The sequence below is a fragment of the Cohnella fermenti genome, assembly GCF_004801405.1.
Taxonomy (GTDB): domain Bacteria; phylum Bacillota; class Bacilli; order Paenibacillales; family Paenibacillaceae; genus Cohnella; species Cohnella fermenti.
Genome location: NZ_SSOB01000009.1, coordinates 14,582 through 38,753, shown reverse-complemented (window position 1 = coordinate 38,753; position 24,172 = coordinate 14,582). Strand labels below are relative to the sequence as shown.

General features: G+C 60.5%; 16 protein-coding genes. 10 read left to right on the top strand and 6 right to left on the bottom strand.

Annotated features, from left to right (window positions below):
• The first annotated feature begins 5 nt into the window (after positions 1 to 5).
• From E6C55_RS08765 to gyrA, 7 genes are all read left to right on the top strand, one after another.
• Positions 6 to 1,799, top strand: coding sequence for an ABC transporter ATP-binding protein (locus E6C55_RS08765; RefSeq protein ID WP_136369407.1), 1,794 nt, complete (start codon positions 6 to 8; stop codon positions 1,797 to 1,799).
• On the top strand, positions 1,796 to 3,595 hold the full coding sequence (locus E6C55_RS08760) for an ABC transporter ATP-binding protein (protein WP_136369406.1): 1,800 nt from the start codon (positions 1,796 to 1,798) through the stop codon (positions 3,593 to 3,595). The genes E6C55_RS08765 and E6C55_RS08760 overlap by 4 nt, the downstream gene beginning before the upstream one ends.
• A gap of 895 nt (positions 3,596 to 4,490) precedes the next feature.
• Complete coding sequence (locus E6C55_RS08755; protein WP_136369405.1) at positions 4,491 to 5,423, top strand: GDSL-type esterase/lipase family protein; 933 nt, start codon at positions 4,491 to 4,493, stop codon at positions 5,421 to 5,423.
• A 53-nt stretch (positions 5,424 to 5,476) separates the two neighbouring features.
• The gene (locus E6C55_RS08750; RefSeq protein ID WP_211093549.1) at positions 5,477 to 6,448 is read left to right on the top strand and encodes an ABC transporter ATP-binding protein; all 972 of its coding nucleotides are present in this window, start codon (positions 5,477 to 5,479) and stop codon (positions 6,446 to 6,448) included.
• Complete coding sequence (locus tag E6C55_RS08745) at positions 6,441 to 7,427, top strand: ABC transporter permease (protein ID WP_136369404.1); 987 nt, start codon at positions 6,441 to 6,443, stop codon at positions 7,425 to 7,427. Before E6C55_RS08750 ends, E6C55_RS08745 begins: the two co-directional genes overlap by 8 nt.
• A 48-nt stretch (positions 7,428 to 7,475) precedes the next feature.
• Positions 7,476 to 9,449, top strand: coding sequence for a DNA topoisomerase IV subunit B (gene parE, locus E6C55_RS08740; RefSeq protein WP_136369403.1), 1,974 nt, complete (start codon positions 7,476 to 7,478; stop codon positions 9,447 to 9,449).
• A gap of 26 nt (positions 9,450 to 9,475) precedes the next feature.
• Positions 9,476 to 11,953 (top strand): DNA gyrase subunit A, encoded by a 2,478-nt coding sequence (gene gyrA / locus E6C55_RS08735; RefSeq protein ID WP_136369402.1) that lies wholly within the window; start codon positions 9,476 to 9,478, stop codon positions 11,951 to 11,953.
• Here the strand turns inward: gyrA and E6C55_RS33745 are convergent.
• The gene (locus tag E6C55_RS33745; RefSeq protein ID WP_168735542.1) at positions 11,944 to 12,120 is read right to left on the bottom strand and encodes a hypothetical protein; all 177 of its coding nucleotides are present in this window, start codon (positions 12,118 to 12,120) and stop codon (positions 11,944 to 11,946) included. The genes gyrA and E6C55_RS33745 overlap by 10 nt on opposite strands.
• A gap of 203 nt (positions 12,121 to 12,323) precedes the next feature.
• On the opposite strand from E6C55_RS33745, the gene E6C55_RS08730 reads away from it, so the two are divergent.
• Positions 12,324 to 12,896, top strand: coding sequence for a MarR family winged helix-turn-helix transcriptional regulator (locus E6C55_RS08730; protein ID WP_136369401.1), 573 nt, complete (start codon positions 12,324 to 12,326; stop codon positions 12,894 to 12,896).
• Between the two features lie 816 nt (positions 12,897 to 13,712).
• Here E6C55_RS08730 and E6C55_RS08725 read toward each other — a convergent pair.
• From E6C55_RS08725 to E6C55_RS08710, 3 genes are read right to left on the bottom strand one after another with little or no spacing between them, the layout of a single operon-like run.
• Positions 13,713 to 15,017 (bottom strand): CapA family protein, encoded by a 1,305-nt coding sequence (locus tag E6C55_RS08725; RefSeq protein ID WP_168735545.1) that lies wholly within the window; start codon positions 15,015 to 15,017, stop codon positions 13,713 to 13,715.
• A gap of 53 nt (positions 15,018 to 15,070) precedes the next feature.
• Entirely contained in the window at positions 15,071 to 15,940 is an 870-nt protein-coding gene (locus E6C55_RS08715; RefSeq protein WP_136369399.1) for a class I SAM-dependent methyltransferase, read from the bottom strand.
• Positions 15,941 to 15,995: 55 nt separating this feature from the next.
• Entirely contained in the window at positions 15,996 to 16,724 is a 729-nt protein-coding gene (locus E6C55_RS08710; RefSeq protein WP_211093551.1) for a response regulator transcription factor, read from the bottom strand.
• 133 nt (positions 16,725 to 16,857) lie between these two features.
• Here E6C55_RS08710 and E6C55_RS08705 point away from each other — a divergent pair, with 133 nt between their 5' ends.
• A complete protein-coding gene (locus tag E6C55_RS08705) occupies positions 16,858 to 18,972 on the top strand; it encodes a sensor histidine kinase (RefSeq protein WP_136369398.1) in 2,115 nt (704 codons plus the stop codon).
• 48 nt (positions 18,973 to 19,020) lie between these two features.
• Here E6C55_RS08705 and E6C55_RS08700 read toward each other — a convergent pair whose 3' ends face one another.
• Entirely contained in the window at positions 19,021 to 19,377 is a 357-nt protein-coding gene (locus E6C55_RS08700) for a helix-turn-helix domain-containing protein (RefSeq protein ID WP_136369397.1), read from the bottom strand.
• Positions 19,378 to 19,652: 275 nt separating this feature from the next.
• Here E6C55_RS08700 and E6C55_RS08695 point away from each other — a divergent pair, with 275 nt between their 5' ends.
• Positions 19,653 to 21,107 (top strand): nicotinate phosphoribosyltransferase, encoded by a 1,455-nt coding sequence (locus E6C55_RS08695; RefSeq protein WP_136369396.1) that lies wholly within the window; start codon positions 19,653 to 19,655, stop codon positions 21,105 to 21,107.
• A gap of 1,288 nt (positions 21,108 to 22,395) precedes the next feature.
• Here E6C55_RS08695 and E6C55_RS08690 read toward each other — a convergent pair.
• Complete coding sequence (locus E6C55_RS08690; protein ID WP_136369395.1) at positions 22,396 to 24,012, bottom strand: catalase; 1,617 nt, start codon at positions 24,010 to 24,012, stop codon at positions 22,396 to 22,398.
• Between the last annotated feature and the right edge of the window lie 160 nt (positions 24,013 to 24,172).

Here is a 24,172-nt window from a genome sequence, read left to right as displayed (position 1 = left end):
CTGTTTTGAACGTTTTTCGCGGATTGCGGGCGTTTTTCTGGCAAGACAAAGGATTTCTCCTGGGCGCCGTGCTCGGGCTGGCCGTCGCTACGGCGCTGGGGCTTGGCTACCCGCTGCTGCTTCGGGTGCTGATCGACGACATGATCGTACCGGGCGAATACGCGGGTCTCACAGGGCTCGCCCTGCTCGCGGTCGGAATTATCGTCCTGAAGGCGTGCAGCCAATACGTCCATGGCTTCAGCGGGGGGCGGCTCGGCAATCGCCTTGCTTACCGGTTAAGGCAGGCCAGCTACAAGAAACTGCAGGAGCTGTCGTTCCCCTTCTACGACACGGCACGAACGGGCGACCTCATGTCCCGCCTGACGGCGGACATCGAAGGCATTCGCAACTTCATCGGCTTCGGCTTCGCGCAATTGCTGAACACCGCCTTCCTCGTCCTGTTCGGCTTCATCATGATGGCGACCATCGATTGGCGCCTCACGCTCATGACGATGGCGATCATTCCGGTTCTCGGCTACATCGCGGTGAAGTTCGAGCTCGGCATCCATCCGGTATTCCGCTCGATCCGGGCGGCTGTGAGCCGGTTGACGGTCAGCGTCCAGGAGAACATCATGGGCGTCCGGACGGTCAAGTCGTTCCCAAGCGAAGAGCATGAGATGAAGAAGTTCCGCTCCGGCAACGAGAACTATCGGGACAACCACCTGAATCTCGCTTCCGTCTGGGCGAAGTATTTTCCCGCTATCGAATTTATTGCGAACGCAAGCGTCGTGCTGCTGCTCCTCGTGGGCGGAATCATGGTCATCAACAAGTCGCTCACGCTCGGCTCGCTCGTCTCCATGAACGGGATGCTCGGCATGATCGTTGCGCCGCTCTGGAACCTCGGCTTCCAGATCAACAACTATACGCAGTCCAAAGCGGCCGGAGAGCGCTTGCTGGAGCTGCTGAACAAGCCGATTCATGTGAAGAACAACGAGCACGCCATCGTGCTTGAAGATAAGGACATCCGCGGCCATATCCGGTTCCGCGACGTCAGCTTCCGCTATCCGAACCACGAGAAGCAGCCTTCCGCCTTGCTGGGCATCGATCTGGATGCGCCTCCCGGATCGGTCATCGGCTTGCTCGGCGGGACGGGCTCGGGCAAGTCGACGATCGTGCAGCTGCTGCTGCGGGCGTACGATGTCGGAGACGGCTCGATTACGCTGGACGGCATCGATATCCGCGATCTCGACCTGGCGACGCTGCGCCGGCAATCGGCGATCGTGTTCCAGGAATCGTTCCTCTTCTCGACGACGATCCGCGAGAACATCGCCTACGGCAAGGCGGACGCATCGGACGAGGAGATCGTCCGGGCGGCCAAGCTGGCCCAGGCTCACGACTTTATCATGGAGCTGCCGCTCGGCTACGATACGATTGTCGGGGAGCGGGGCATGGGGCTGTCGGGCGGTCAGAAGCAGCGGATCGCCATCGCCCGCGCGCTGCTGCTCCAGCCGCGCATCCTCATTCTGGACGATTCGACGAGCGCGCTCGATATGGAGACGGAGCACGTCATCCAGCAGGCGCTCCGCGAGGTGATGAAGGACCGCACGACGTTCATCATCGCACACCGCATCTCCTCGCTCCGGCAAGCGGACGAGATTCTCGTCATGGCGAAGGGGCGCGTCGTTCAGCGCGGCAAGCACGAGCAATTGATCCGGCAGCCCGGACTCTACCGGGAGACGTATCAGACGCAGTATGCGGATCGACCGGAAGAGAGCGAACGCGAACGGCCGAACGGGCAAGAGAGGAGAGTGACGGGATGAGCCGCCAGTTCAAGTATCAAGACGACGAGCTGATCGAGAAGGCATTCAACTGGAAGCAGATGGGGCGCCTGTTCACCTTCGTCAAGCCTTACCGTAGCGACGTGAACAAGGTCGTCTTCGTCATGACGGTGTTCGGAATGCTGACGAAGCTCGCCATTCCGTTCCTCATCAGCCAAGCGATCGACAAGGCGCTGAGCCCCGAGGACGGAACGGGGAGCCGAGGCTTGCTGGCCGGGATCATGGGCGTTATGCTGGCGATGTTCCTGCTCCGGTGGTGGGCGCAGCGCTACACGATCCTGAAGACGAACGAGATCGGCCAGAAGGTGATTTACGATCTTCGCACCCGGCTGTTCAATCACATTCAGCGGCTGAGCTTCCGCTTCTTCGACAAGCGTCCCGCCGGCTCGGTGCTCGTTCGCGTCACGAACGACGTCAATTCGCTGCAGGACCTGTTCACGAACGGCGTCGTCAACTCGGCGATCGATATCGCCCAGCTCGCAGGCATTATCCTTATTCTGCTGGCACTTAACTTTAAGCTTGGCCTTGCGATCATGATCACGGTGCCGCTCATGTTCCTTGTCTCAACCGCCCTGCGGAAAAAAATCCGCTTCGCCTGGCAGACGGTGCGGATCAAGCAGTCCCGCATCAATTCGCATCTGAACGAGAGTATCCAGGGGATTCGCGTTACGCAGGCGTTCGCCCAAGAGAACGAGAACATCGCGTTCTTCGACGGCATGAACCGCAGCAACATCCGCTCGTGGAACTTCGCTTCCGCGCTGAACCAACTGTTCGGGCCGGTCATCGAGGTGACGTCCGCGGTCGGCACGCTGATTCTGCTGCTCTACGGCACGCACCTGATCCGTACGGGGGATATGACCGTCGGCCTTCTGGTCGCCTTTATTACGTACATCGGCTACTTCTGGGAGCCGATCACCCGTCTCGGGCAGATGTACTCGCAGCTGCTTATCTCGATGTCCTCGGCCGAGCGCATCTTCGAGTATCTGGACGAGAAGCCGGCCGTTGCGGAGAAGGAGGAGGCGATCGAGCTGCCCGAGGTGAAGGGCGAGGTCGTCTTCGACCAGGTCGAGTTCGGGTACGAGGCGGACCGTCCGGCACTGCGCAGCATCAACCTGAACATCAAGCCGGGCATGACCGTGGCGCTCGTCGGCCACACCGGCTCGGGCAAGAGCACGATCGTGAACCTGCTGTGCCGGTTCTATGACACGGTCAAGGGAAGCGTTCGGATCGACGGCATCGACGTCCGCGACATCCAGCTCGACAGCTTGCGCAAGCAGATCGGCATTGTCATGCAGGACACGTTTATTTTCTCGGGGACGATCCGCGACAATATCCGGTACGGGCGCCCTGATGCGACCGACGCGGAAGTGGAAGCGGCCGCCCGTTCGGTGCGGGCGCACGAGTTCATCTCGAACCTGCCGGGCGGTTACGACACCGAGGTGGAGGAGCGGGGCAGCGCGCTGTCGATGGGACAGCGGCAACTGCTCAGCTTCGCCCGGGCGCTGCTCGCCGACCCGCGCATTCTCATTCTCGACGAGGCAACGGCCAGCATCGACACGGAGACCGAGCTGCGCATCCAGGAAGCGATGCGCACGCTGCTCGCGGATCGGACGTCGTTCATCGTCGCCCACCGCCTGTCCACCATCCGCCACGCCGACCTGATCGTCGTGCTCGATCACGGCGTCATCGTCGAGCAGGGCAACCACGAGCAGTTGATGAAGCACGGCGGCCATTATCGCAACCTGATCGACGCCCAGTACCGCTTCTTGTCGGCGTAAAGTAAGCTATGCTATGCACTCTGCACGAGACACCGCCCCAAGGCCATCCTCGATGGCTTTGGGGCGGTTGCGTTCTGAGGACGACCCTGCAATACTTGCATGTGAGCCTGTGACAGCCAGCCTTCAAACCCATGCTTCCAGCGGAATGGCCGAGGGTTCTCGATAGGCGGGCGGACAGAGTGGTCTGCATACCCCCACCCTGTATATGGCGCCGCATTGCCGGCTACCGCCCCTCCCCTTTTCGCAAAAGGGTGCCTTATCCCATCTGATCAGTGTCCTAATTACTGGAAAAAAAGGGGGCCTGAACAGCAGGGATAAGGCACCCTTTTTTTGGGAGGATGAAAGGCGCATGTGACGGATAATCTTATTTTTGTTCGATATGGATATATTATCCACATTCGGGACTCTGGTTGCCGTGCGCGGACAACGAACCAAGAACCAAGCTATTCCTGCAACAACTCCGTACAGCTCCAATTTCCTTCCGCTTGAAGAGGCGTGGAGAGAAGGAGAAAGGGCGAGAGAGCTAAGTTAGCTGCATGGGCGAAAAAAAAGGGGAGATTGTACTTTGAAGAAGAGATGAAGCGAGGGACGAGGCACCAAACGCAGTTCGTCGGCAGTTGCCGTCTGGAAGAGGTGCCGAACACTCAACTGTGGGAGAGACAATCAAACTTGCGCGTATCAACGGACATCTGGCGGATAAACCTAACCGGAGAAACAAACAACATTTCCCAAATTTGAAAATACCGACAAGAAGGAGTATCTTGGATTATCAGAAAGACCGATAGCCGCATAATGCCCCCGGATGGATCGCAACGAAGCAACTGAGCCTGCCTGACGGTGGAATCATGCGAAATCCGAGTCAAAGGATCTTGGCGAGAAGGAAGGAGCATTACATATGGCTTCAATGGCGGACGATTCCAGGTCGCCAACTGAATATACACCCAATGCTGGCCCGACACGCGCCAATGGGTCCGGCCTCGATCCCGGCCTCTATCCGGGCCCGCGCGAGCCGTCCAGGCGGTCGCGGCGGCTGTGGCCGGTGCTCGGCTTCACGATGCTCGGCTGCCTGTTCCTGATGCTGGCGGGCTTCGGCTGGGCGGTGCGGGATACGTGGAATCCGTCCCGCGGCATCGCGCTCCCCGAATCGTCCGCTCCCGCGGCGGCAGCGGGGGATTGGGCGTCCAAGGAAGAGGCGCTGGCGATTGCGATCGGCGACTCGCTGACCCGGGGCATGGGCGACGATACCGGGAACGGGTACGTCCGCGGTGCGCTCGACTTGCTCGGCGAAGCGCGCGCCCCGAAGAAGGTGCGGCTTCTGGCCAACATGGCGGTGAGCGGCCTTACGGCGACGAAGCTGAACGAGCAACTGCGAACGAAGAGCTTCGCCTCCTCCGTTGCGCAGGCCGATCTCGTCCTGTTCACGATCGGAGGCAACGATCTGTTCCGCTCGGCCGGAACCGGAGGCTCGCTCGACCAGGGCGGAGATCTGTCGCTTAAGCGGCTGGCGGACGAGCTGCCGGCGACGAAGCCGAGGCTGGCGGAGACGTTCAAGCTGCTGCGCGAGATCAATCCGGGAGCCCGGCTCGTCTATGTCGGCTTGTACAATCCGTTCTACGACGTTCCGCAAGCGCGGCAGATCAGCGGAACGATCGCGGCGTGGAACGAGTACGCGCAGGACCTCGCGATCGAGGACGGCAACGCGACGGTCGTGCCGACCTATGACCTGTTCGAAGCGCACGTGGCCGGCTATTTGTCGTCCGATCATTTTCACCCCAATGGGGTTGGTTATTCGCGAATCGCGGAGCGGGTCGTGCAGGCGCTGAGCTGACCCTCGCGGGGCAGGGCTCCCGTCGATTCCACTCTCAACCAGGAGGATACCCGATGAAGATGCATACCCTTGAGCGCGAGGTCGTCCTGTCGGTGCAGAACGTGAAGAAGGTCGTCTCGGGCCGGACGATTATCCGCAACATGACGTTCGACGTGCGGGCCGGAGAGGTGTTCGGCTTCCTCGGACCGAACGGCTCGGGCAAGACGACGACGATCCGGATGCTGGTCGACCTCGTCAGACCGACGGAGGGCGCCATTCTCATCTGCGGGGAGGATGTGAACCGCAGGCCGGAGCGCGCGCTGCGCCATGTCGGCTGCATCGTCGAGAACCCGGAGATGTACCCGTTCCTCACGGGCTGGGAGAACCTCGAGCACTTCGCGCGCATGCTGCCGGACGTGAGGCCGGAGCGCATCGCGGAGGTCGCGCGGATCGTCCACCTCGACCATCGCATCCACGACAAAGCGAAGACATACTCGCTCGGCATGAGGCAGCGCCTCGGCATCGCGCAGGCGCTGCTCGGCAAGCCGCGGCTGCTCATTCTGGACGAGCCGACGAACGGCCTCGACCCGAAGGGAATCCGGGAACTGCGCGCCTTCATCCGCGAGCTGGCCGCGCAGGGGCTGAGCGTGTTCGTCTCCAGCCATCTGCTCGGCGAGATTCAGCTTCTGTGCGACCGGGTCGCGATCATCGCCCGGGGGGAGGTCCTTGCGACGGGACCGGTGGAGCGGCTGGCGAGCCGGGCGGTGTCGTACACGGTGTGGCAGTTCGATCGGCCGGAGGCGGGAAGGAGCTTGCTGGCGCGAAGCGAGGCGGTTCGGCTGGTCCGCGAGGACGGGCACCGGATCGACGATTCGGCGCTGGCCGCGCTGCCGGGGGCGATTGTGACGGAGATGGACCAGGGGACGATTCCGGAGTGGATTCGCCGCTTTACGGACGAAGGCATCGGGGTGGAAGCCGTTCACCGGACGGCCCCGTCGCTGGAGGAGCTATTCTTGAAGCTGACGGAGGGAGAGACGGTTGGGTAACTGGTTCGCGCTCGTGCAGAACGAGGTTCTGAAGGTGTGGAGAAAAAGACGTTTCGCCGTTCTCGTGCTTGTGCTGCTTGTTCTTATTCCGATTTTCGTATACGCTCAGATGAAGATTGCGCACGGCGACGCGGTTAAGTTCACGGACTGGCGTTCCGTGGTGCAGCAGCGCATCGCGGACAACATGAACGCGCTGGCGAGCGACCGCATCCCGGAGGAATGGAAGCGCTGGAAGCGCGCTCTCGTGCAGCAGTTGCAATACTATCTGGACAAGGGCATCAACCCGGACTCTCCGAATGCGGTGACGTTCACGGCGGATTTTCTCGCGAATGCGGTGACGCTGTTCATCCCTCTGATGGTGCTCGCGATCGCAAGCGATCTCGTCTCGTCCGAGCGGGCTTCGGGCACGATCAAGATGCTGCTCACCCGGCCGGTGCGCCGGTGGCGAATTCTCGCGTCCAAGCTGGTCGCCCTGACGCTGTACGTGTCTCTCGTCATTCCGACGACGGCGCTTCTCTGCTACTTGATCTCGGGGCTTGCGTTCGGATACGAGGGATGGGGGGCGCCCGTGTTCGTCGGCTTCCGCCTCCACGGGACGGCGATCGACACCTCGCTTGTTCACGCGGTTCCGCAAGGCGTGTACCTGCTGATGGAGATGGGGCTCGTCTGGTTCTCGGCCATGACGGTCGCCGCGATCGCCCTGATGGTGTCCGTTCTGCTGCAGAGCGCCGCCGCAAGTCTCGTCACGATGATGGCCGCGGTCATCTCCGGAACGATTCTGGCGAGCATGGCGTCATCGTGGCACAGCGCCAGGTTCCTGTTTAACGTGAACCTGAATTTACCCGCTTATTTGCGGGGAACGCCGCCTCCGATCGAAGGAATGTCGCTCGGGTTTTCCCTTGCGGTTCTAGCGGTCTGGGGGATCGGGGCGCTGGCGGCGGCTTTTGCGGTCTTTACGAAGCGCGATGTGTTGAATTAGAATATACGTCAGTGAGTTCAAGCGAACAGTAAGCAAGGAGGACCCTACGTGGCCGATCAATTAGACCTATTCGCCGAAGCGGCGGCGCAGGCCGGAACGGAATACGGCGCGGACGATATCCAGATTCTCGAAGGCCTGACAGCGGTGCGCAAGCGCCCCGGCATGTATATCGGCAGCACCACTTCCACCGGTCTTCACCATCTGATCTGGGAGATCGTGGACAACGCCGTGGACGAGCATCTGGCGAGGTTCTGCACCCGGATCGACGTGACGGTTCATGCGGATCAGTCTGTAACGGTTGTCGACAACGGCCGCGGCATTCCGACCGGCATGCACAAGTCGGGCGTTCCGACGCCGCAGGTCGTCTACACGATTCTGCACGCGGGCGGCAAGTTCGGCGGCGGCGGATACAAGAAGTCAGGCGGCTTGCACGGCGTCGGCGCTTCGGTGACGAATGCGCTGTCGGAATGGCTCGAAGTCGAGATTTACCGTGAAGGCAAAATACATAAGATGAGATTCGAGACCTGGACGGACAGCGCCGGCAAGGAGCACGTCGGCGAGCCGGTGGGCGGCCTGAAGGTGCTCGGCAATACGTCCAAGACCGGGACGAAGGTTACGTTCAAGCCCGACCCGAAGGTGTTCCACGGCAATGTGACCATCAACTACGATACGCTGTCCGAGCGTCTGCAGGAGATCGCGTTCCTCAACTCCGGCCTGAAGGTCGTGCTGACCGACAAGCGGTCGGGCAAGGAGGAGACGTTCCACTACGAGGGCGGCGCGAGCGAGTTCGTGCAATTCCTGAACGAAGGCAAGACGGTGCTGACCGATGTCGTCCACTTCACGACCGAGAAGGACGAGATCGAGGTGGAGGTTGCGCTCCAGTACAACGACGGCTACACGGAGACGATCGCATCGTTCGTCAACTCGATTCCGACGCGCGGCGGCGGCACGCACGAGACCGGCTTCAAGACGGCGTACACGCGCGTCATGAACGAGTATGCGCGCAAGATCGGCCAGCTCAAGGAGAAGGACAAGAACCTCGAGGGCAGCGATCTGCGCGAGGGCATGATGTGCGTCATCAACATCAAGATGTCGGACGTGGAGTTCGTCGGGCAGACGAAGGACCAGCTCGGCAGCGCTTCCGCGCGCGGCGCGGTCGATGCCGTCGTCTCCGAGAAGATGGCCGTGTTCCTTGAGGAGAATCCGCAGACCGGCCAGCAGCTTATCCGCAAGTCGGTTCAGGCGGCCAAGGCGCGCGAGGCGGCCCGCAAGGCGCGGGAAGAGATCCGCAGCGGGAAGAAGCGAAGCGACAGCCCGAGTCTCGGCGGCAAGCTGTCCCCGGCACAGTCGAAGGACGCATCGCGCAACGAGCTGTTTATCGTCGAAGGCGATTCCGCCGGCGGCTCGGCGAAGCAGGGCCGGGATTCGAAGTACCAGGCGATTCTGCCGCTGAAGGGCAAGCCGATGAACCCGGAGAAGGCGAAGCTCGTCGACATTCTGAAGAACGAGGAATACAAGGCGATTATCGCGTCGATCGGAGCCGGCATCGGCTCGGAATTCGACGTCGAGGAGAGCAATTATTCGAAGATCGTCATCATGACGGATGCCGACACGGACGGCGCCCATATTCAGGTGCTGCTCCTGACCTTCTTCTACCGGTACATGAAGCCTCTGATCGATAACGGCAAGGTGTTTATCGCGCAGCCGCCGCTCTACAAGATCACGCGGAAGTCGGGCAAGCTCGAGACGGTCCGCTACGCGTGGACGGACGAGCAACTGCAGAATTACATGAAGGAGATCGGCAAGGGCGCCGAGCTTCAGCGGTACAAGGGGCTCGGGGAGATGAACCCCGAGCAGTTGTGGGAGACGACGATGAACCCCGAATCCCGGACGCTTCTTCAGGTGCAGGTCGAGGACGCGGCGAAGGCCGAGCGCAGGGTATCGACACTGATGGGCGACAAGGTCGATCCGCGCAAGCGCTGGATTATCGACAACGTCGACTTCACCGAATACGAAGAATAACCTCGGAGAGGGGAACAACCTAAGCGATGAGCATGCTCGAACAATTTCTGCCGGCGTTCCTGGAAGAGGTCGTCGGCGACCGCTTCGGACGCTATTCCAAATATATTATTCAGGACCGCGCCATTCCCGACGTTCGCGACGGTCTGAAGCCGGTGCAGCGGCGCATTCTGTACGCGATGTACGACGGAGGCAACACGCCGGACAAGCCGTACCGCAAGTCGGCGAAGACCGTCGGCGACGTTATGGGCAACTACCACCCGCACGGCGACTCGTCGATCTACGAGGGCATGGTGCGCATGGCGCAGCCGTGGAAGATGGGCCATACGCTCGTCGACGGTCACGGCAACTGGGGCTCGATGGACGACGATCCGCCGGCGGCGATGCGCTACACCGAAGCGCGGCTGTCGGCGATCGCGATGGAGCTGATCCGCGACATCGAGAAGCGGACCGTCCTGTTCAAGGACAACTTCGACAATACGGCGAAGGAGCCGGTCGTGCTTCCCGCGCGTTATCCGAATCTGCTCGTCAACGGGGTCAGCGGCATCTCGGCCGGCTTCGCGACGGAGATTCCGCCGCACAACCTGAGAGAGGTCATCGACGCGTGCGTCGCCTTCATGGACAAGCCGGACATGACGACGGCCGAGCTGATGGGGATCGTCAAGGGGCCGGACCTGCCGACGGGCGGCATCATCATGGGCGAAGAGGGCATCCGCGAGGCGTACGAGACCGGCAAGGGCCGGATGTACATCCGCTCGAAGACCGCAATCGAGGACATGCGGGGCGGCAAGCAGCAGATCGTCATCACCGAGATTCCGTACCAGGTCGTCAAGGCGAGACTCGTGAATGCGATTGATAACCTGCGTCTGGAGAAAAAAGTCGAAGGAATCGCGGAGGTACGGGACGAGAGCGGGCGCGCGGGGATGCGGATCGTCATCGAGCTGAAGAAGGACGCCGATGCGGAAGGCATTCTGGCTTATCTGCTGAAGAAAACCGATCTGCAGGTAACGTACAGCTTCAACATGGTGGCCATCGTCAACAAGGCGCCGCGTCAGCTTGGGCTGAAGGCGATCCTTGAAGCCTACATCGCCCACCAGAAGGAAGTCGTCACGCACCGCACGCAGTTCGACCTGGAGAAGGCTGAGGACCGCGCGCACGTGCTCGAAGGGCTTGTCAAGGCGCTGAACTTGCTTGACGCGATCATCGAGACGATCAAGGCGTCGAAGAACCGTCAGGACGCCCAGAACAACCTGGTGGCGAAGTTCGGCTTCTCGGAACGGCAAGCCGACGCCATTCTGACGCTGCAATTGTACCGTCTGACGAACCTCGAGATCACGTCGCTCGAGAAGGAGCACGCGGACACGCTGAAGAAGATGCAGCAGCTCCGCGCCATTCTCGACAACCCGAAGAAGCTCATCGGCGTCATCAAGGACGAGCTCGGCGAGATTCGCGGCAAGTACGGCATCGACCGCAGATCCGTTATCCAGGGCGAGGTGGAAGCGCTCAAGGTGAATCTGGAGGTGACGGTGCCGGCGGAAGAGGTCATCGTGACGCTCAGCCGCCAAGGCTACGTGAAGCGCACGAGTCTGCTCAGCTTCACCCGTTCCGGCGGCGACATGGGCAGCTCTGGCGTGAAGGAAGGCGACGGCATCCGCTGGAGCCTGACGCCGAACACGCTCGATTCGCTCCTGCTCTTCACCCAGAAGGGGCAATACTTCCTGCTGCCGGTTCACCAGATTCCGGAGTTCAAGTGGAAGGACACGGGAACCGCGATCGTGAACGTGCTTCCGCTTACGAAGGACGACCGGATCGTCAGCCTGATCCATGTGAAGCCGGGCGATTGGCCGGATGCGGAAGGGAAGGGCGGCAGCTTGTCCTCGCTCGTGTTCGTAACGCGCGGCGGCCAGGTGAAGCGAACGCCGCTCGCGGAATACTTCACGACCCGCAGCAGCGCGATCGCCGCCGTGAAGGTCGGCGCAGGGGATGAAGTCGTGAATGTCTACCTCAGCGACGGCACGGGCGAGGTGATGCTTGTCACGGAGCAAGGCATGAGCATTCGCTTCCTCGAGAGCGAAGTCAGCCAGCAGGGCCGAGTGGCAGGAGGCGTGCGCGGCATCTTGCTCCGCGAAGGGGATGCGGTTGCGGGCGGCTTCGCCGTCGGCGGCGATGAAGGGGAGATTCTTGTCCTGTCCGATCTCGGCTACGCGAAGCGTTCGCTGCTGTTCGATTATCCGCAGCAAGGGCGCGGAGGCAAGGGCATTCAGACATTCGAGTTCAAGGAAGGCAAGCGTGTGAAGCCGAACGGAACGATTCTTGTCGGCGCTTTCTTCGTCCGCGAAGCCGTCGTGCTTGAGGCGGTGACCGCCGGCGGCACGTCCCTCGAATTCGACTCCGAAGCGGCGCCGATCGACGATCGCAAGGCGCACGGGAAGGCGATCGGGCAAGTCGAGCGGGGCGATCTGCTGACGGAAGCGTTCCATAAGCCGATCCATAAGGCTCAATCGTAGGGGCCGTCCCGCAGCTCCGCACGATCCAGCCATTTCAGCAGCATATCCAATACGACCCACAGCGGCACCGGCTCGTCAAGCCGTTCCAGCCAATGTGGGTCTTCCAATATTCCGGCTTCTTTGGCCATCTGCCCGATCATCTTTTTCCGTTCGTCCAGCTTGTTCATTCCGATTCGCCTCCGCGATGCGATCCTGCACGTATCCAATATTTTCAACACGGTCTGTCACCAGTATATGTCTTCGCTTGTCGCATCGTACCTGATTATGAGGATTTAGGTCGTAAATATTTAACTTCATTAATCTATCATTCGACAGGGGCGATCAGTATAATAGAAAGAGAAGGCATTGTTCGGGAGATGGAGGGGATAAGATGGAGATAGCGGCGGAATTTGTGCGAAGCTGGTTGAAGCTCTCGAAGGATTGGAGCACGGAGATGGACGCGGAGCTTGCTCCCCAATTGACGGCCGGGCAGTTGCAGGTGCTGGAGCTGCTGAAGCAGTTCGAGCCGATGAAGCCGTCCGATCTGCTGCCCTATCTGGAGACGACGCCGGCCGCGGTCACCACCTTGCTCGACCGGATGGAGCGGAACGGGCTCGTCAGACGGGACCGGGACGAGCAGGATCGGAGAATCGTCTGGGTCCGCATGACCGATCTCGGGCGTTCGGAGGCGGAACGGGGGCTCAAGGTGCGCAGCGACATCGTGACGCGATCGCTGGAGCGGCTGTCGCTGCACAATCGTCAACTGCTGATCTACCTGATCGGCAAGGTCGCCGGAACGTGGGAGCCGCCGGCAGGCGCTTCCTCTCCGTCGGATAAGGGAACGGACAAAGGAACGGACAAGTCGGCGGAAGCCTCCGCTCCCGCCGACTTGTCCGAGACGGTCTCCGAGACCGGGGCGTCCTTGGAAGAGATCTCGGAGACAACCTCCGGGGACAACTCGTAGAACAAATCGTAGAACAACCCGGGATTCTGTTCTTTACGAAGCAGCTTTTTTTATTAGAGCCGCTTACTCGAAGGCATCATCTATTATTCCCAAAAGGGTGCCTTATCCCTGCTGTTCAGGCTCTATTTTCCAATAATTAGGATACTGATTGGAGGGGATAAGGCGATGCGGAGGGGCGAAGTTCAAAATGTAATCGGAATTTCGATCTTATTTTCCGAGATTGGGCGCAAAACGCAAATTAGAGTCGAAATTTCACTCTTAATAGCCAGTACGGGGCGACTACTCGCGAAATAGAGTCGAAATTCCACTCTTATTCGCGTGAAACAGATGAATTCGGGGAATTATGATCGAATTTTCGATTATAGTTCGCGTGTGATTGTTATTCCCCTTCTAGACGCTTATGCCCCTTCTCCCTTTGACTCAGGAACCTCCTCTACCGGCTCTCTCGCGCCAACCTTTTTTTGCAGGCGCTCGTCATCCATTCCTGCAAAGGGGAGAGTCTGTTGCTTGGCGATCCGGATCGGCTGAGCGGGCACCTGGGAGCCAGCTTGGCCCATCCTCGGCCCGATCCTGCCCTGCCTCAACCGTTGCCAGATGTTCACGGCGCTTCCCTATCCTGAACGAGTGCCAGAAGAGACATAATGCGGCCAGAGGGAATAGATAGGGCGGAGGGGCGAGGGGTTGTCGTGCTGGGTGGCAAGTTGGGCTCTGTGCGCTGAGTGAGGGTATTCAGGGGGCTGCGTCGCCTCTTGCACCCCTGATCCCAATCTGCAGTTCCGTTTCCATGATATCTAAAGTCCCATCATTGCTCCCCGATCAGCCTGCATCCGGCGACGACAGTCGCTTCAGATGCAGGCTGATCGCATTCAGGTAACTGTTCATCTTGGCGTATTCGGCGCTGGTCCACTCCTTGCTCGCCTTGTCCGCGAGCGCCTGCTCCAGCGGCACAATCGTATACCGCTTCGTCTCTCCTGCGACGCGCTGGTTCACCCACGTCGGCGTTGTCTCGACATCGCTCCAGACCGTGTCCGTGCGGCCGTCCGGCCAGACGGTCTTCGTCAGCTTGAGGTGCAGGATGACGCCGACATCCTTCCATTCTTCCTTCTGGTTGGAGATGAAGTTGCCCATCGAGTAGATGACGAAGCCTTCGCGCTTGCCGCCTTCCGCTTCGGGATCGTCGACCTCGATCGTCTCGTACGGCTGGATCACATGCGGATGAGAGCCGAGAATGATGTCCGCGCCGGCTTCGATGACGGAGCGGGCGAGCGTCTTCTGCTCGTCGTTCGGCATTCTCTGGTATTCCACGCCGAAGTGGAGGGACACGGCGATTGCGTCGGCCCCGGCCGCCTTCAGCTTGGCGATGTCGCCCTGGATCTTCGGCAGGGAGATCAGGTTGACGCTGTACTCCTTGCCTTCGGGAATCGGAATGCCGTTCGTTCCGTAGGTATAAGACAGGAAGCCGAGCTTGATGCCGTTCTTCTCGACGATGACCAGCCGCTGCGAGTCGTAGAGCGATTCGGACGTGCCGAACGGAATCAAGCCGACCGCCCGGACGTTGTTCAGCGTGCGCTGGACGCCCGCATAGCCGCGGTCGAGGGCATGGTTGTTCGCGGTCGACACGAGACCGAAGCCCGCGTCGACGAGCGCGTCCGCCAGCGCGTTCGGCGCGTTGAAGCGGGGGTACCCGGAATACTTCAGGTCCGCGCCCGCGATCGGCGTCTCCAGGTTGGCGACGACCCAATCCCCTTGGCTTAAGATCGGCTTGACCATGCGGAACCAGGGGGTGAAGTCGTAGCTCTTCGCGACGGCATCGTAATAGCCGGGCAACTGGGGAGAGTGAACCATAATGTCCCCGACGGCAAGGAGTTCGGCTTCGGTCGTCACCGGTTCCGTCGTCTCCGGCGTCTCAGGGACGGAGGAGGCGGGCGGAGGCGAGGAGGCAGGCTGAGCGGCGGAAGCGGAGGGGGAGGAGGCGGAGGCGGACGGAGACGGGGAAGCGTCCTTCGAAGCCGAAGGCGCTGTCGAGCCCCCGGGCAGTCCTGCCGTGCAGGCGGACAGAAGAAGAAGGCTGCCAAGCAGCAGCCCTCTTACGGTTCCCCGTATGCTGGATGTCGTCTTCATGTTCGGAATCCCTCCCATTATCGGTATCCGAGCGCCTGGTCGGCAGCCGAGCTTCAGGACTCGCTCTCCCAACGCCCGTAAATCCCGCAGGGGAGACTCAGGCCGCTGGCGGTGATCGGCAGGCCGACCTCGCCGCAGTCGATGACGCCGCCGTACTTGCGGCCGATCGACATGTGCAGCATGTTGTACAGGACGGTCGGCGAGAAGCCGGTCGTGTACGAGTTCACGAGCACGAACAGCGGGTTGTCCGACAGGATGTTGACGCAGCTCTCGAGGAAGGGGAACAGGTTCTCCTCCAGCTTCCACATCTCGCCGCCCGGTCCGCGCCCGTAGGACGGAGGGTCCATGATGATCGCATCGTACTGGCGGCCGCGGCGCTGCTCGCGCTGCACGAACTTGAACACGTCGTCCGTAATATAGCGAATCGGCGCCGACTCGAGGCCGGACAGCTCCGCGTTCTCCTTCGCCCATTGCACCATGCCCTTGGCGGCGTCGACGTGGCACACCTCGGCGCCGGCGGAGGCGGCCGCAACGGTCGCTCCTCCGGTGTAAGCGAACAGGTTCAGCACGCGGATCGGGCGTCCCGCGTTCTTGACCCGGTTCATCATCCAGCTCCAGTTCACGGCCTGCTCGGGGAACAGCCCGGTATGCTTGAAGTTCGTCGGCTTGATATGGAACTTCAGCGGGCCGTATTGCAGCGTCCAGCGCTCGGGCAGCGTCTTCTTGAACTGCCACTGACCGCCGCCGGAGGAGCTGCGGAAGTAATGGCCGTCCGCTTGGCGCCAGTTCGCCGTCTCCTTCTGCAGGGGCCACAGAATCTGCGGGTCCGGGCGACGGAGAACGTATTCGCCCCAGCGCTCCAGCTTCTCTCCGTTCCCGGTATCGAGCAATTCGTAGTCTTTCCATTCGCTAGCCAGTCTCATCGGTCGTTAACTTCCTTTTCCAATTCGTATAGGTCGTACTCGGCAGGGCAGATGTTCACGCTTCCGCGCGGGAGGTCTCCTGTCCGTAGGAGAAGCGGTAGCCGAACCCGCGCACGGTCAGAATGTAGGTCGGGTTGACAGGATCGGGCTCAAGCTTCTTGCGAAGGTTGCTGATGTGCACCATCAAGGTGCGGGTGTCGCCCATGCTGTCCGAATGCCAGACAAGCCGATACAGCTCGTCGAGCGGGAAGACGCGGTTCGGCTGCCTCGCCAGGACGGTGAGCAGCTCGAATTCTTTCACGGACAGCGGAATCGTCTCGCCGCCGCGCTTCACCTCGAACCGCTGCAGATCGATCTCCAGCTCGCCGAACGTCAGCGTCGATTCCAGCGCTTCCGGAGGCCGCTCCCGTGTCCTGCGCCTGCGGATATGGGCCCGGACCCGCGCCACGAGCGTGCTCGGACTGAACGGCTTCGTGATGTAGTCGTCGCCGCCCTCGGACAAGGCGTGAATGATGTCGCCGTCTTCGCCCTTGCAGCTTAAGAACAGGATCGGAATATTCGCTCCGGACCCTCTGCGCAGGGCTCGGCAAACTTCGATGCCGTCGGGCTGCCCCAGGTTGATATCGAGAATGATGAGGTCGGGAGCGATCGAATCGGCCAGCCGGATAGCCTCCGACCCGTTGTCCGCCGTATGGACGCGGAAGCCCTCTCTCTCCAGATATAACGCAATCAATTCCGTAATCTCCAGTTCGTCGTCGACGACAAGAACCGAAGCGTTAGCCAAACTCACGGCTTCATCCCCCATGCGATAGTAAGCAATCTTACGTACATATAGCATTTATTATACTTAAAGCGTTGACGGAGAATCAATGCGCGTTTACGATGATGGGAGTTGAATTTACTCGGGAGAGATTGTCATGCTTGGAAATATAACGCATCCGTTCCGTGTCGGCATTCGCCTCGTTATTGTTCTGGGGACGGTGGTTGCGCTGCTGCTCTCGATCTCCGGCTGCAATGCGGGGGAGAAGGAGGAGACCGCATCCGCCGCTGCGGGCGTTCTCGATCTCCGCGGCCGAGCCGTCGAGAAGGAAGGGTTGCTTCCGCTAAATGGCGAATGGTCCTTCGAATGGCACGGGGAGGAGGGGGAGACGCCGAAGGAAGGAACGATCCAGGTGCCGGGCCTGTGGGGGCAGACGCCGATGGGCGACGGGACGAAGCTGACTTCGCACGGCAGGGGCGTCTATCGGCTGACGATTCTGCATTCGCCATTCGACGGCCTTCTGGCGATACGCATTCCGAACCTGTCGACCGCTTACCGTCTCTACGTGGACGGCAATCTGCAGATCTCCAGAGGAGTCGTCGGCGACTCCGCGCAGACGACGACCCCGTACCAGCTCCCGGCGATCGCTTACTTCAGCGGGCTTGCGGAGAAGACCGAGCTCGTGCTGGAGGTCGCGAATTACCATCACCGCAACGGGGGCATTCGCACGGAGCTGCAGCTCGGCACGCTGGGCCAGGTGCAGACGCTGCGCTATCAGCTGCAGTCGCAGGAATGGGTGGTGCTCGGAGCGCTTCTCGCCATCGGCTTCTATCATATCGGCTTGTTCGTCTTGAGGCGCCGCGAGCTGGCGAATTTGTTCCTTGCGCTGCTCTGCATCGGCATCGCCTGCCGGATGGGAACGATCGGCGAAGGGATCTTCGCGCACTGGATTCCGTCGATTACGTGGACGTTCGCCATGCGGATCGAATATTCGGCGTTCGCGTTAAGCACGCTGTTCGGATTCACCTACTATCAGAAAATGTACCCGGACGAAATCCCCTCCGGCCTGCTGAAGCTGGCCGCCGGAGTCGGAGGCGCGCTGGTGCTGCTGTGTCTGTCTCTTCCGGCCGTGACGTTTAGCGGCTGCGTCGCGGCCTATCAGGCATACGTTGTTCTGCTCAGCTTCGCCTGTCTGTTCGGGCTGAGCCGGGCGCTCTACCGCCGCCGGGAAGGGGCGAAGCTGGCGACAGTGGGGGCCGCCGCTCTGGTTCTCTCCGTCGTGAACGATATCTTTTTCTACAATGGGTGGCTTCGGTCGTTCGATCTGGTCTCGTTCGGGATGCTGTTCCTTGTTCTGATGAATTCGTTCGCCATCTCGCACCGGTTCTCGATGACGTATTCGCGGGCGGAGCAGATGAAGGTCGAGCTGACCGAGTGGAACCATTCGCTGGAGGAGAGAATCGCGAAGCGAACCGAGGAACTGCAGAAGTCTTACATGGAGCTTGAAGTGAGCAAAAGCGGTCTCGAGAGAATGGAGCAGTCCCGAAGGCAGCTCATCAGCAATATCTCGCACGACCTGCGGACGCCGATTACGCTGCTGCAGGGTTATCTGGAGGCGCTGCGCGACGGTGTCATCAGCGAGCCGCAGCACCGGGATCGGACGGTCCGCCTGATGCTGACGAAGGTCGAAGGGCTGAACGGAATGATCCAGGACCTGTTCGAGCTGTCGATGCTCGAAGCGCGGCGAATGCGGATGAACTTCGAACCGACGCGGCTTAACGAATGGCGCGATCGGCTCTGTGCCGAGTATGAGCCGGAGCTGACGGAGAAGGGCATCCAGTTCGGCTGCGAAGGAACGGACGAAGAGCGGATGTCGGCGACGGTGCTGATCGACGAGCATCGGATGGACCGGGTGTTCGCCAATCTGATCTACAACGCGGTGCGTCATACGCCGCAGGGAGGGAACATCTCGCTCCGCTTCGGAGTCGCTCCTTCGGAAGGCTATGTCGATATCGATGTGATCGATAGCGGGACGGGAATTCGGGAGAGCGAGCTGCCGCTCATCTTCGATCGCTTCTATAACAGCAACAAGTCGCGCCACTCCTCGTCAGGCGGTAGCGGGCTCGGCCTCTCCATCGCACGGGAGATCGTGGAGACGCACCGGGGCGAGCTGTCCGCACGGAACGGGGAGTCCGGCGGAAGCATATTTACGATTCGGCTGCCGCTGCTGACGGAAGAGAGCATGCCGGATGCGGAGCAGATCACTTCATGAGCCGTCATGATCCCGTTTTGGTCAATTGCCCGCGGCTCCTCCGCAACACTAGCGTCTGCCCCTCGCCGGATTGTCCTGCCTCATCATCTCGTGAAGAAGGCTGAGCGACTGCTTCCGCTGTTCATGGTTCATTCCCCGAAGCAGCATAAGAATCTCCTTGGAATCGGTCGCATCCGGCAAATCAATGATGTGCATGGATTGGGAGGGAGCATTGCCGCCAATAATGTAATCGAGGGAGACGTCGAAGTAGGCGGCCAGCTTGATTAACGTCTCATAGATAGGTTGCCGATTGTTGATCTCGTAATGGCTGTACGCGGATCGGGTAATCCCGATGTGGCGGGCAACTTCCTCTTGAGATACATTCCGTTTCAGCCGAAGCTCTCGAAGACGTTCTCCCATGTTCATGATTTAATCTCCTTGCGACCTTGGAATTAAGACGTGGAACGGTGAAAGGATCGTTTTCGATCCGAATTTGCGCGAGTTGGCGCGTGAGTTGGCGTGAGTAGCTAAAGTTGTACTATTAGTAATTTATGATACAAAACGTATCTGTGTCAAGGGTTTATCCACGAAAATCTAAGATACTGTCCATATTTCGCGAAAAAATTTCCATTTTCATACTATATGTAGCATATGAGCGCAAAATGGAATGCAGCGGACGCGGCCGGATCGGAGGAAAGCGCATGCAATACGAGAACTTAACGCTGCATACGGATAAGTATGAGATCAACATGATGTACGCGCATTGGCATCACGGCACCGCCAAGCAGCGGGCCGTCTTCGAGGCTTACTTCCGCAAGCTGCCGTTCGGCAACGGCTTCGCCGTCTTCGCCGGACTTCGGCGGTTCGTCGAATATGTCCGCTCGATCCGGTTCGACGAGGAGACGATCGCCTATCTGAAGGGGCAGGAGGAGAATTACGACCCGACGTTCCTCGACGAGCTGCGGCGTTACCGGTTCAGCGGCGACATCTGGTCGGTCGAGGAAGGCACGATCGTCTTCGCGAACGAACCGCTTGTCCGGATCGAGGGAACCGTCTTCGAGACGCATCTGCTCGAGACGGCGCTGCTGAACTTCATCAACTACCAGACGCTTATCGCGACGAAGGCGGCGCGAATCCGGCAGGTCGCGGGCACCGATCCGCTGATGGAGTTCGGAACGCGGCGCGCCCAGGAAGCCGATGCGGCCGTATGGGGGGCGCGCGCGGCTTGCATCGCGGGCTTCAACTCGACCTCGAACCTTCGGGCGGGAATGCTGTTCGGCATCCCGACGGCAGGAACGCACGCTCACGCGTGGGTGCAGCAGCACGACTCGGAGGAGCAGGCGTTCGAACGGTTCGCCGAGGCGCTCCCGAACCAGGTGACGCTGCTCGTGGACACGTACGATACGCTCGCGAGCGGAGTGCCGGGCGCGATCCGGACGGCGAAGCGGATGGAGGAACGCGGGCAGCGAATGCAGGCGATCCGGCTCGACAGCGGTGACTTGGCTTACCTCTCGAAGGAAGCCCGCCGCATGCTCGACGAGGCGGGGCTGCCGTATGTGAAGATCGTCGCTTCGAACGATCTCGACGAGAACATCATCATGAACCTCAAAGCCCAGGGAGCGCGCATCGACAGCTGGGGAGTCGGCACACAGCTCATCACCGCGGCCGATCAGCCGTCGCTCGGAGGCGTCTACAAGCTGGTGGAGCGGGAGAAGGACGGGCAGCGGGAGCCGGTCATCAAGATCTCGGCCAACCCGGAGAAGGTGACGACTCCCGGCGCGAAGGACGTCTACCGCATCGTCAGCCGGACGACGGGGCTGGCAATCGCCGACTACGAGGCGCTGACGGGCGAGCCGGAGGCGCTAAGCGGGCAGCCGCTCGAGCTGTTCGACCCGGTGCGCCCCTACATCCGGCGGACGGCCGCGAACTACGACGCGGAGGCACTGCTGAAGCCGATCTTCGCCGGCGGCGAGCTCGTGCACGAGCTGCCTTCGCTGGAGGAGCTGCGGGCGTACCATGCGAAGCAGCTCAAGCTGTTCCGGCCGGAGCTGCTCCGGAAGCTGAACCCGGAGAGCTACCCGGTCGTGCTCAGCCCGAAGACGTGGCGGCTGAAGATGGACATGCTCGAGAAGCATAAGGAGTTCGGCAGCGAGTAGTCCCGTCGATAAAGCCGGTGAATCGCCGAAGCTGCGCCGCGCCTGCGTCAAGGCCTCGGAAGCGGCAGGCCAAGTCAGCGATCCCTCCGATCCCGCGCCAACGCTGTGCAAACCGGCAGGACGCCACAATTTTATGCGAAAAACCACATTCATGCAGCACGATAATGGGCGGTTCGAGCGATTTTATGTGAAAAATAGCATAAATGGAGGAAATTCCTCCTCGATTTTCTGTATGTATGCTAAAAATCACATAAAACGCCGCGATTCCCCCAAATCCAAGCCAGCGAATGTGAAAAACCACATAAAATTGCAAAAGCCGCCGGACCAAAGGCGCGAATCGTGTGGCGGCGGATGAAGGTGGGGAAGATTGAGAGAGAATGAGCGCGTGTGAGGGAGAATGATGGAGTATGAGGGAGCGCGACGGAATGTGAGAGATGGGGGGAAGGGAGGGAGTACGAGGGAGAGAGGATTGAGCGAGGGGCAGTGAGGGGGGCAGAGAAAGAGGTGGCGGCGTGCCTCCGATGAAGTCGGTGAAGCTGCCAATGCCGCCGATACCGCCAATGCCAGGAATTTATGTGAAATTTCACATTCGTGCAGCGCGATAAGGGGCAGATTGGGCGATTTTATGTGAAAAATAGCATAAATGGAGGAAATTCCTCCTCGATTTTCTGTATGTATGCTAAAAATCACATAAAACGCCGCGATTCCCGCTAATTCAAGCCAGCGAATGTGAAAAACCGCATAAAATCGCAAAAGGCGGAGGACCAGGGTGCGAATAGTATGGCGGGGAACCATCAGGGCGAGCTTCCCTGACGGTCTCGCAGTACGCGCTGCTGCTGTCCATTTCGTGTCAACCACCAAACCACCGCGTCCCCGCCATTAAACCAACTTCAAGCTTGTCCCCTAACCATCCGCATCCGCCATTAAACCAATTCCGAACCACCCACCAAATCATCCGCATCCCCGCGTATCGTCCCAGTCCTCGAACTAACTCCAAGACCAAGACCCAACCGTTCGCCACCCTACCGTTGAATCATCCCCCGCCGTCCATACCCCGCGCCCCGCCATCGAATCATCCCCCGCCGTCCATCCCCCGCGCCCTGCCATCGAATTATCCCCCGCCGTCCATCCCCCGCGCCCCGCCATCGAATCATCCCCCGCCGTCCATCCTCCTCCGCCGCTTCCTGTCGGGGCAGTCTGCCCTCAACCGGGCGTCCGGTTCGGAAATCCAGGCCGAATCCTGAGGTCAATATGGCGGCCATTCTTCTCAATGCGACGGCTTTTCGTCTCAATAAGGCTCTTGATCGTGTCCTTTGTCTATCGCTTCTTCAACGGCTTCCTGCGCGTGCTTCGCGGCGAGCGGGTGCATCTCCATGCCGCGGACGCGGGTGCGCGAGCCGACCGGCACGCCGTGGCGGGTCAGGCCTTCGCGCAGCCGCTTGCCGTACTCCTCGTCCGCTTGCTCCGCGAGGGCGATCATCTTGTCCTGGATGTCCTTCGGGCAGATGGAGAGATCGTTCACGAGATTGCCGAGCAGCTCGTCTCTCTCCCAGGCCTCGAAGCCGCGGTACGTCTCGCCGGCCTGCTTCGTGTTGCTCTGGCGATCGATCGACTCGCGGACGAGATTGCCTTCGACGTGCGGCGTATATTCGGTGCCGGCCTGCTTCGCCTCCTCGAGCCCTCCCATGCTGGACGGCTCGTAGTTGATGTGAAGATTCTGGCCCGGCGCCTTGTCGTTGAAGTAGCGAAGCTGGCCGCCCTCCTGGTTGGTCGCGACCCGCTTCTTCGCCGCGTTGACCGGCAACTGCAGGTAGTTGGCTCCGACGCGGTAACGCTGGGTATCGGAGTAGGAGAATGTGCGCCCTTGCAGCATTTTGTCGTCCGAGAAGTCGAGTCCGTCGACGAGCACGCCGGTCCCGAAGGCGACCTGCTCCACTTCGTTAAAGAAGTTGTCCGGGTTCTTGTTCAGGACCATCCGACCGACCGCCCTCCACGGGAACTTGTCCTCCGGCCACAGCTTCGTGTCGTCGAGCGGGTCGAAGTCGAGCTCCGGGTTGGCGCCGTCCGGCATCAGTTGCACCAGAAGCTCCCACTCCGGGTAATCGCCGCGTTCGATCGCCTCGTACAGGTCTTGCGTGGCGTGGCTGAAGTTTTTCCCCTGGATCGCTTCCGCCTCCGCCGAGGTCAGGTTCTTGATCCCTTGCTTCGGCTCCCAATGGTACTTCACAAGCACGGCCTCGCCGTCGTCGTTGACCCACTTGTACGTGTTCACGCCCGAGCCCTGCATCATGCGGTAGTTGGCCGGAATTCCCCAAGGCGAATAGACGAACGTGACCATATGGAACGATTCCGGCGAATGGGCGCAGAAGTCGAAGAACCGCCGCGCGTCCTGGATGTTCGTCACCGGGTCCGGCCGGAACGCGTGGATCATGTCGGGGAACTTCATCGCATCCCGAATAAAGAAAATCTTCAGGTTGTTGCCGACGAGATCCCAGTTGCCGTCCTCGGTATAGAATTTGACGGCGAAGCCTCGCGGGTCGCGGACGGTCTCGGGCGAATGCAGGCCGTGCACGACGGTCGAGAAGCGGACGAAGACGGGTGTCATCTTGCCCTGCTGCTGGAACAGCTTGGCGCGGGTATACTTCGACACCGGTTCGCCGCCCACCGTTCCGTACGCCTCGAAGGTCCCGTGAGCGCCGGCGCCCCGGGCATGGACGATCCGCTCCGGCACCTTCTCCCGGTCGAAGTGGCTGATTTTCTCAATGAAGTCGTAATTCTCGAGCGTCGCGGGGCCCCGGTTGCTGATCGTGCGGATGTTCTGGTTGTTCGTGATCGGATGGCCTTGCCGATTCGTCAGCGTTCCGTCGTCGCCGCCATCGGTGTTGTTGCGATTGGTCGGTTCCATGTCTCGATCCCCCTGATTCTGCATCATTGTGCGCAATGTCGCTTGCGGTAGAATTTCCTGAATTGGAAAAGGCTATGCGAGAATGGAAACGAGAATTAAGAGCGGAGAGAAAGCAGGCAGGAGAACAACGGGGAGGGAGGGACGCGGGATAGCACCTGGC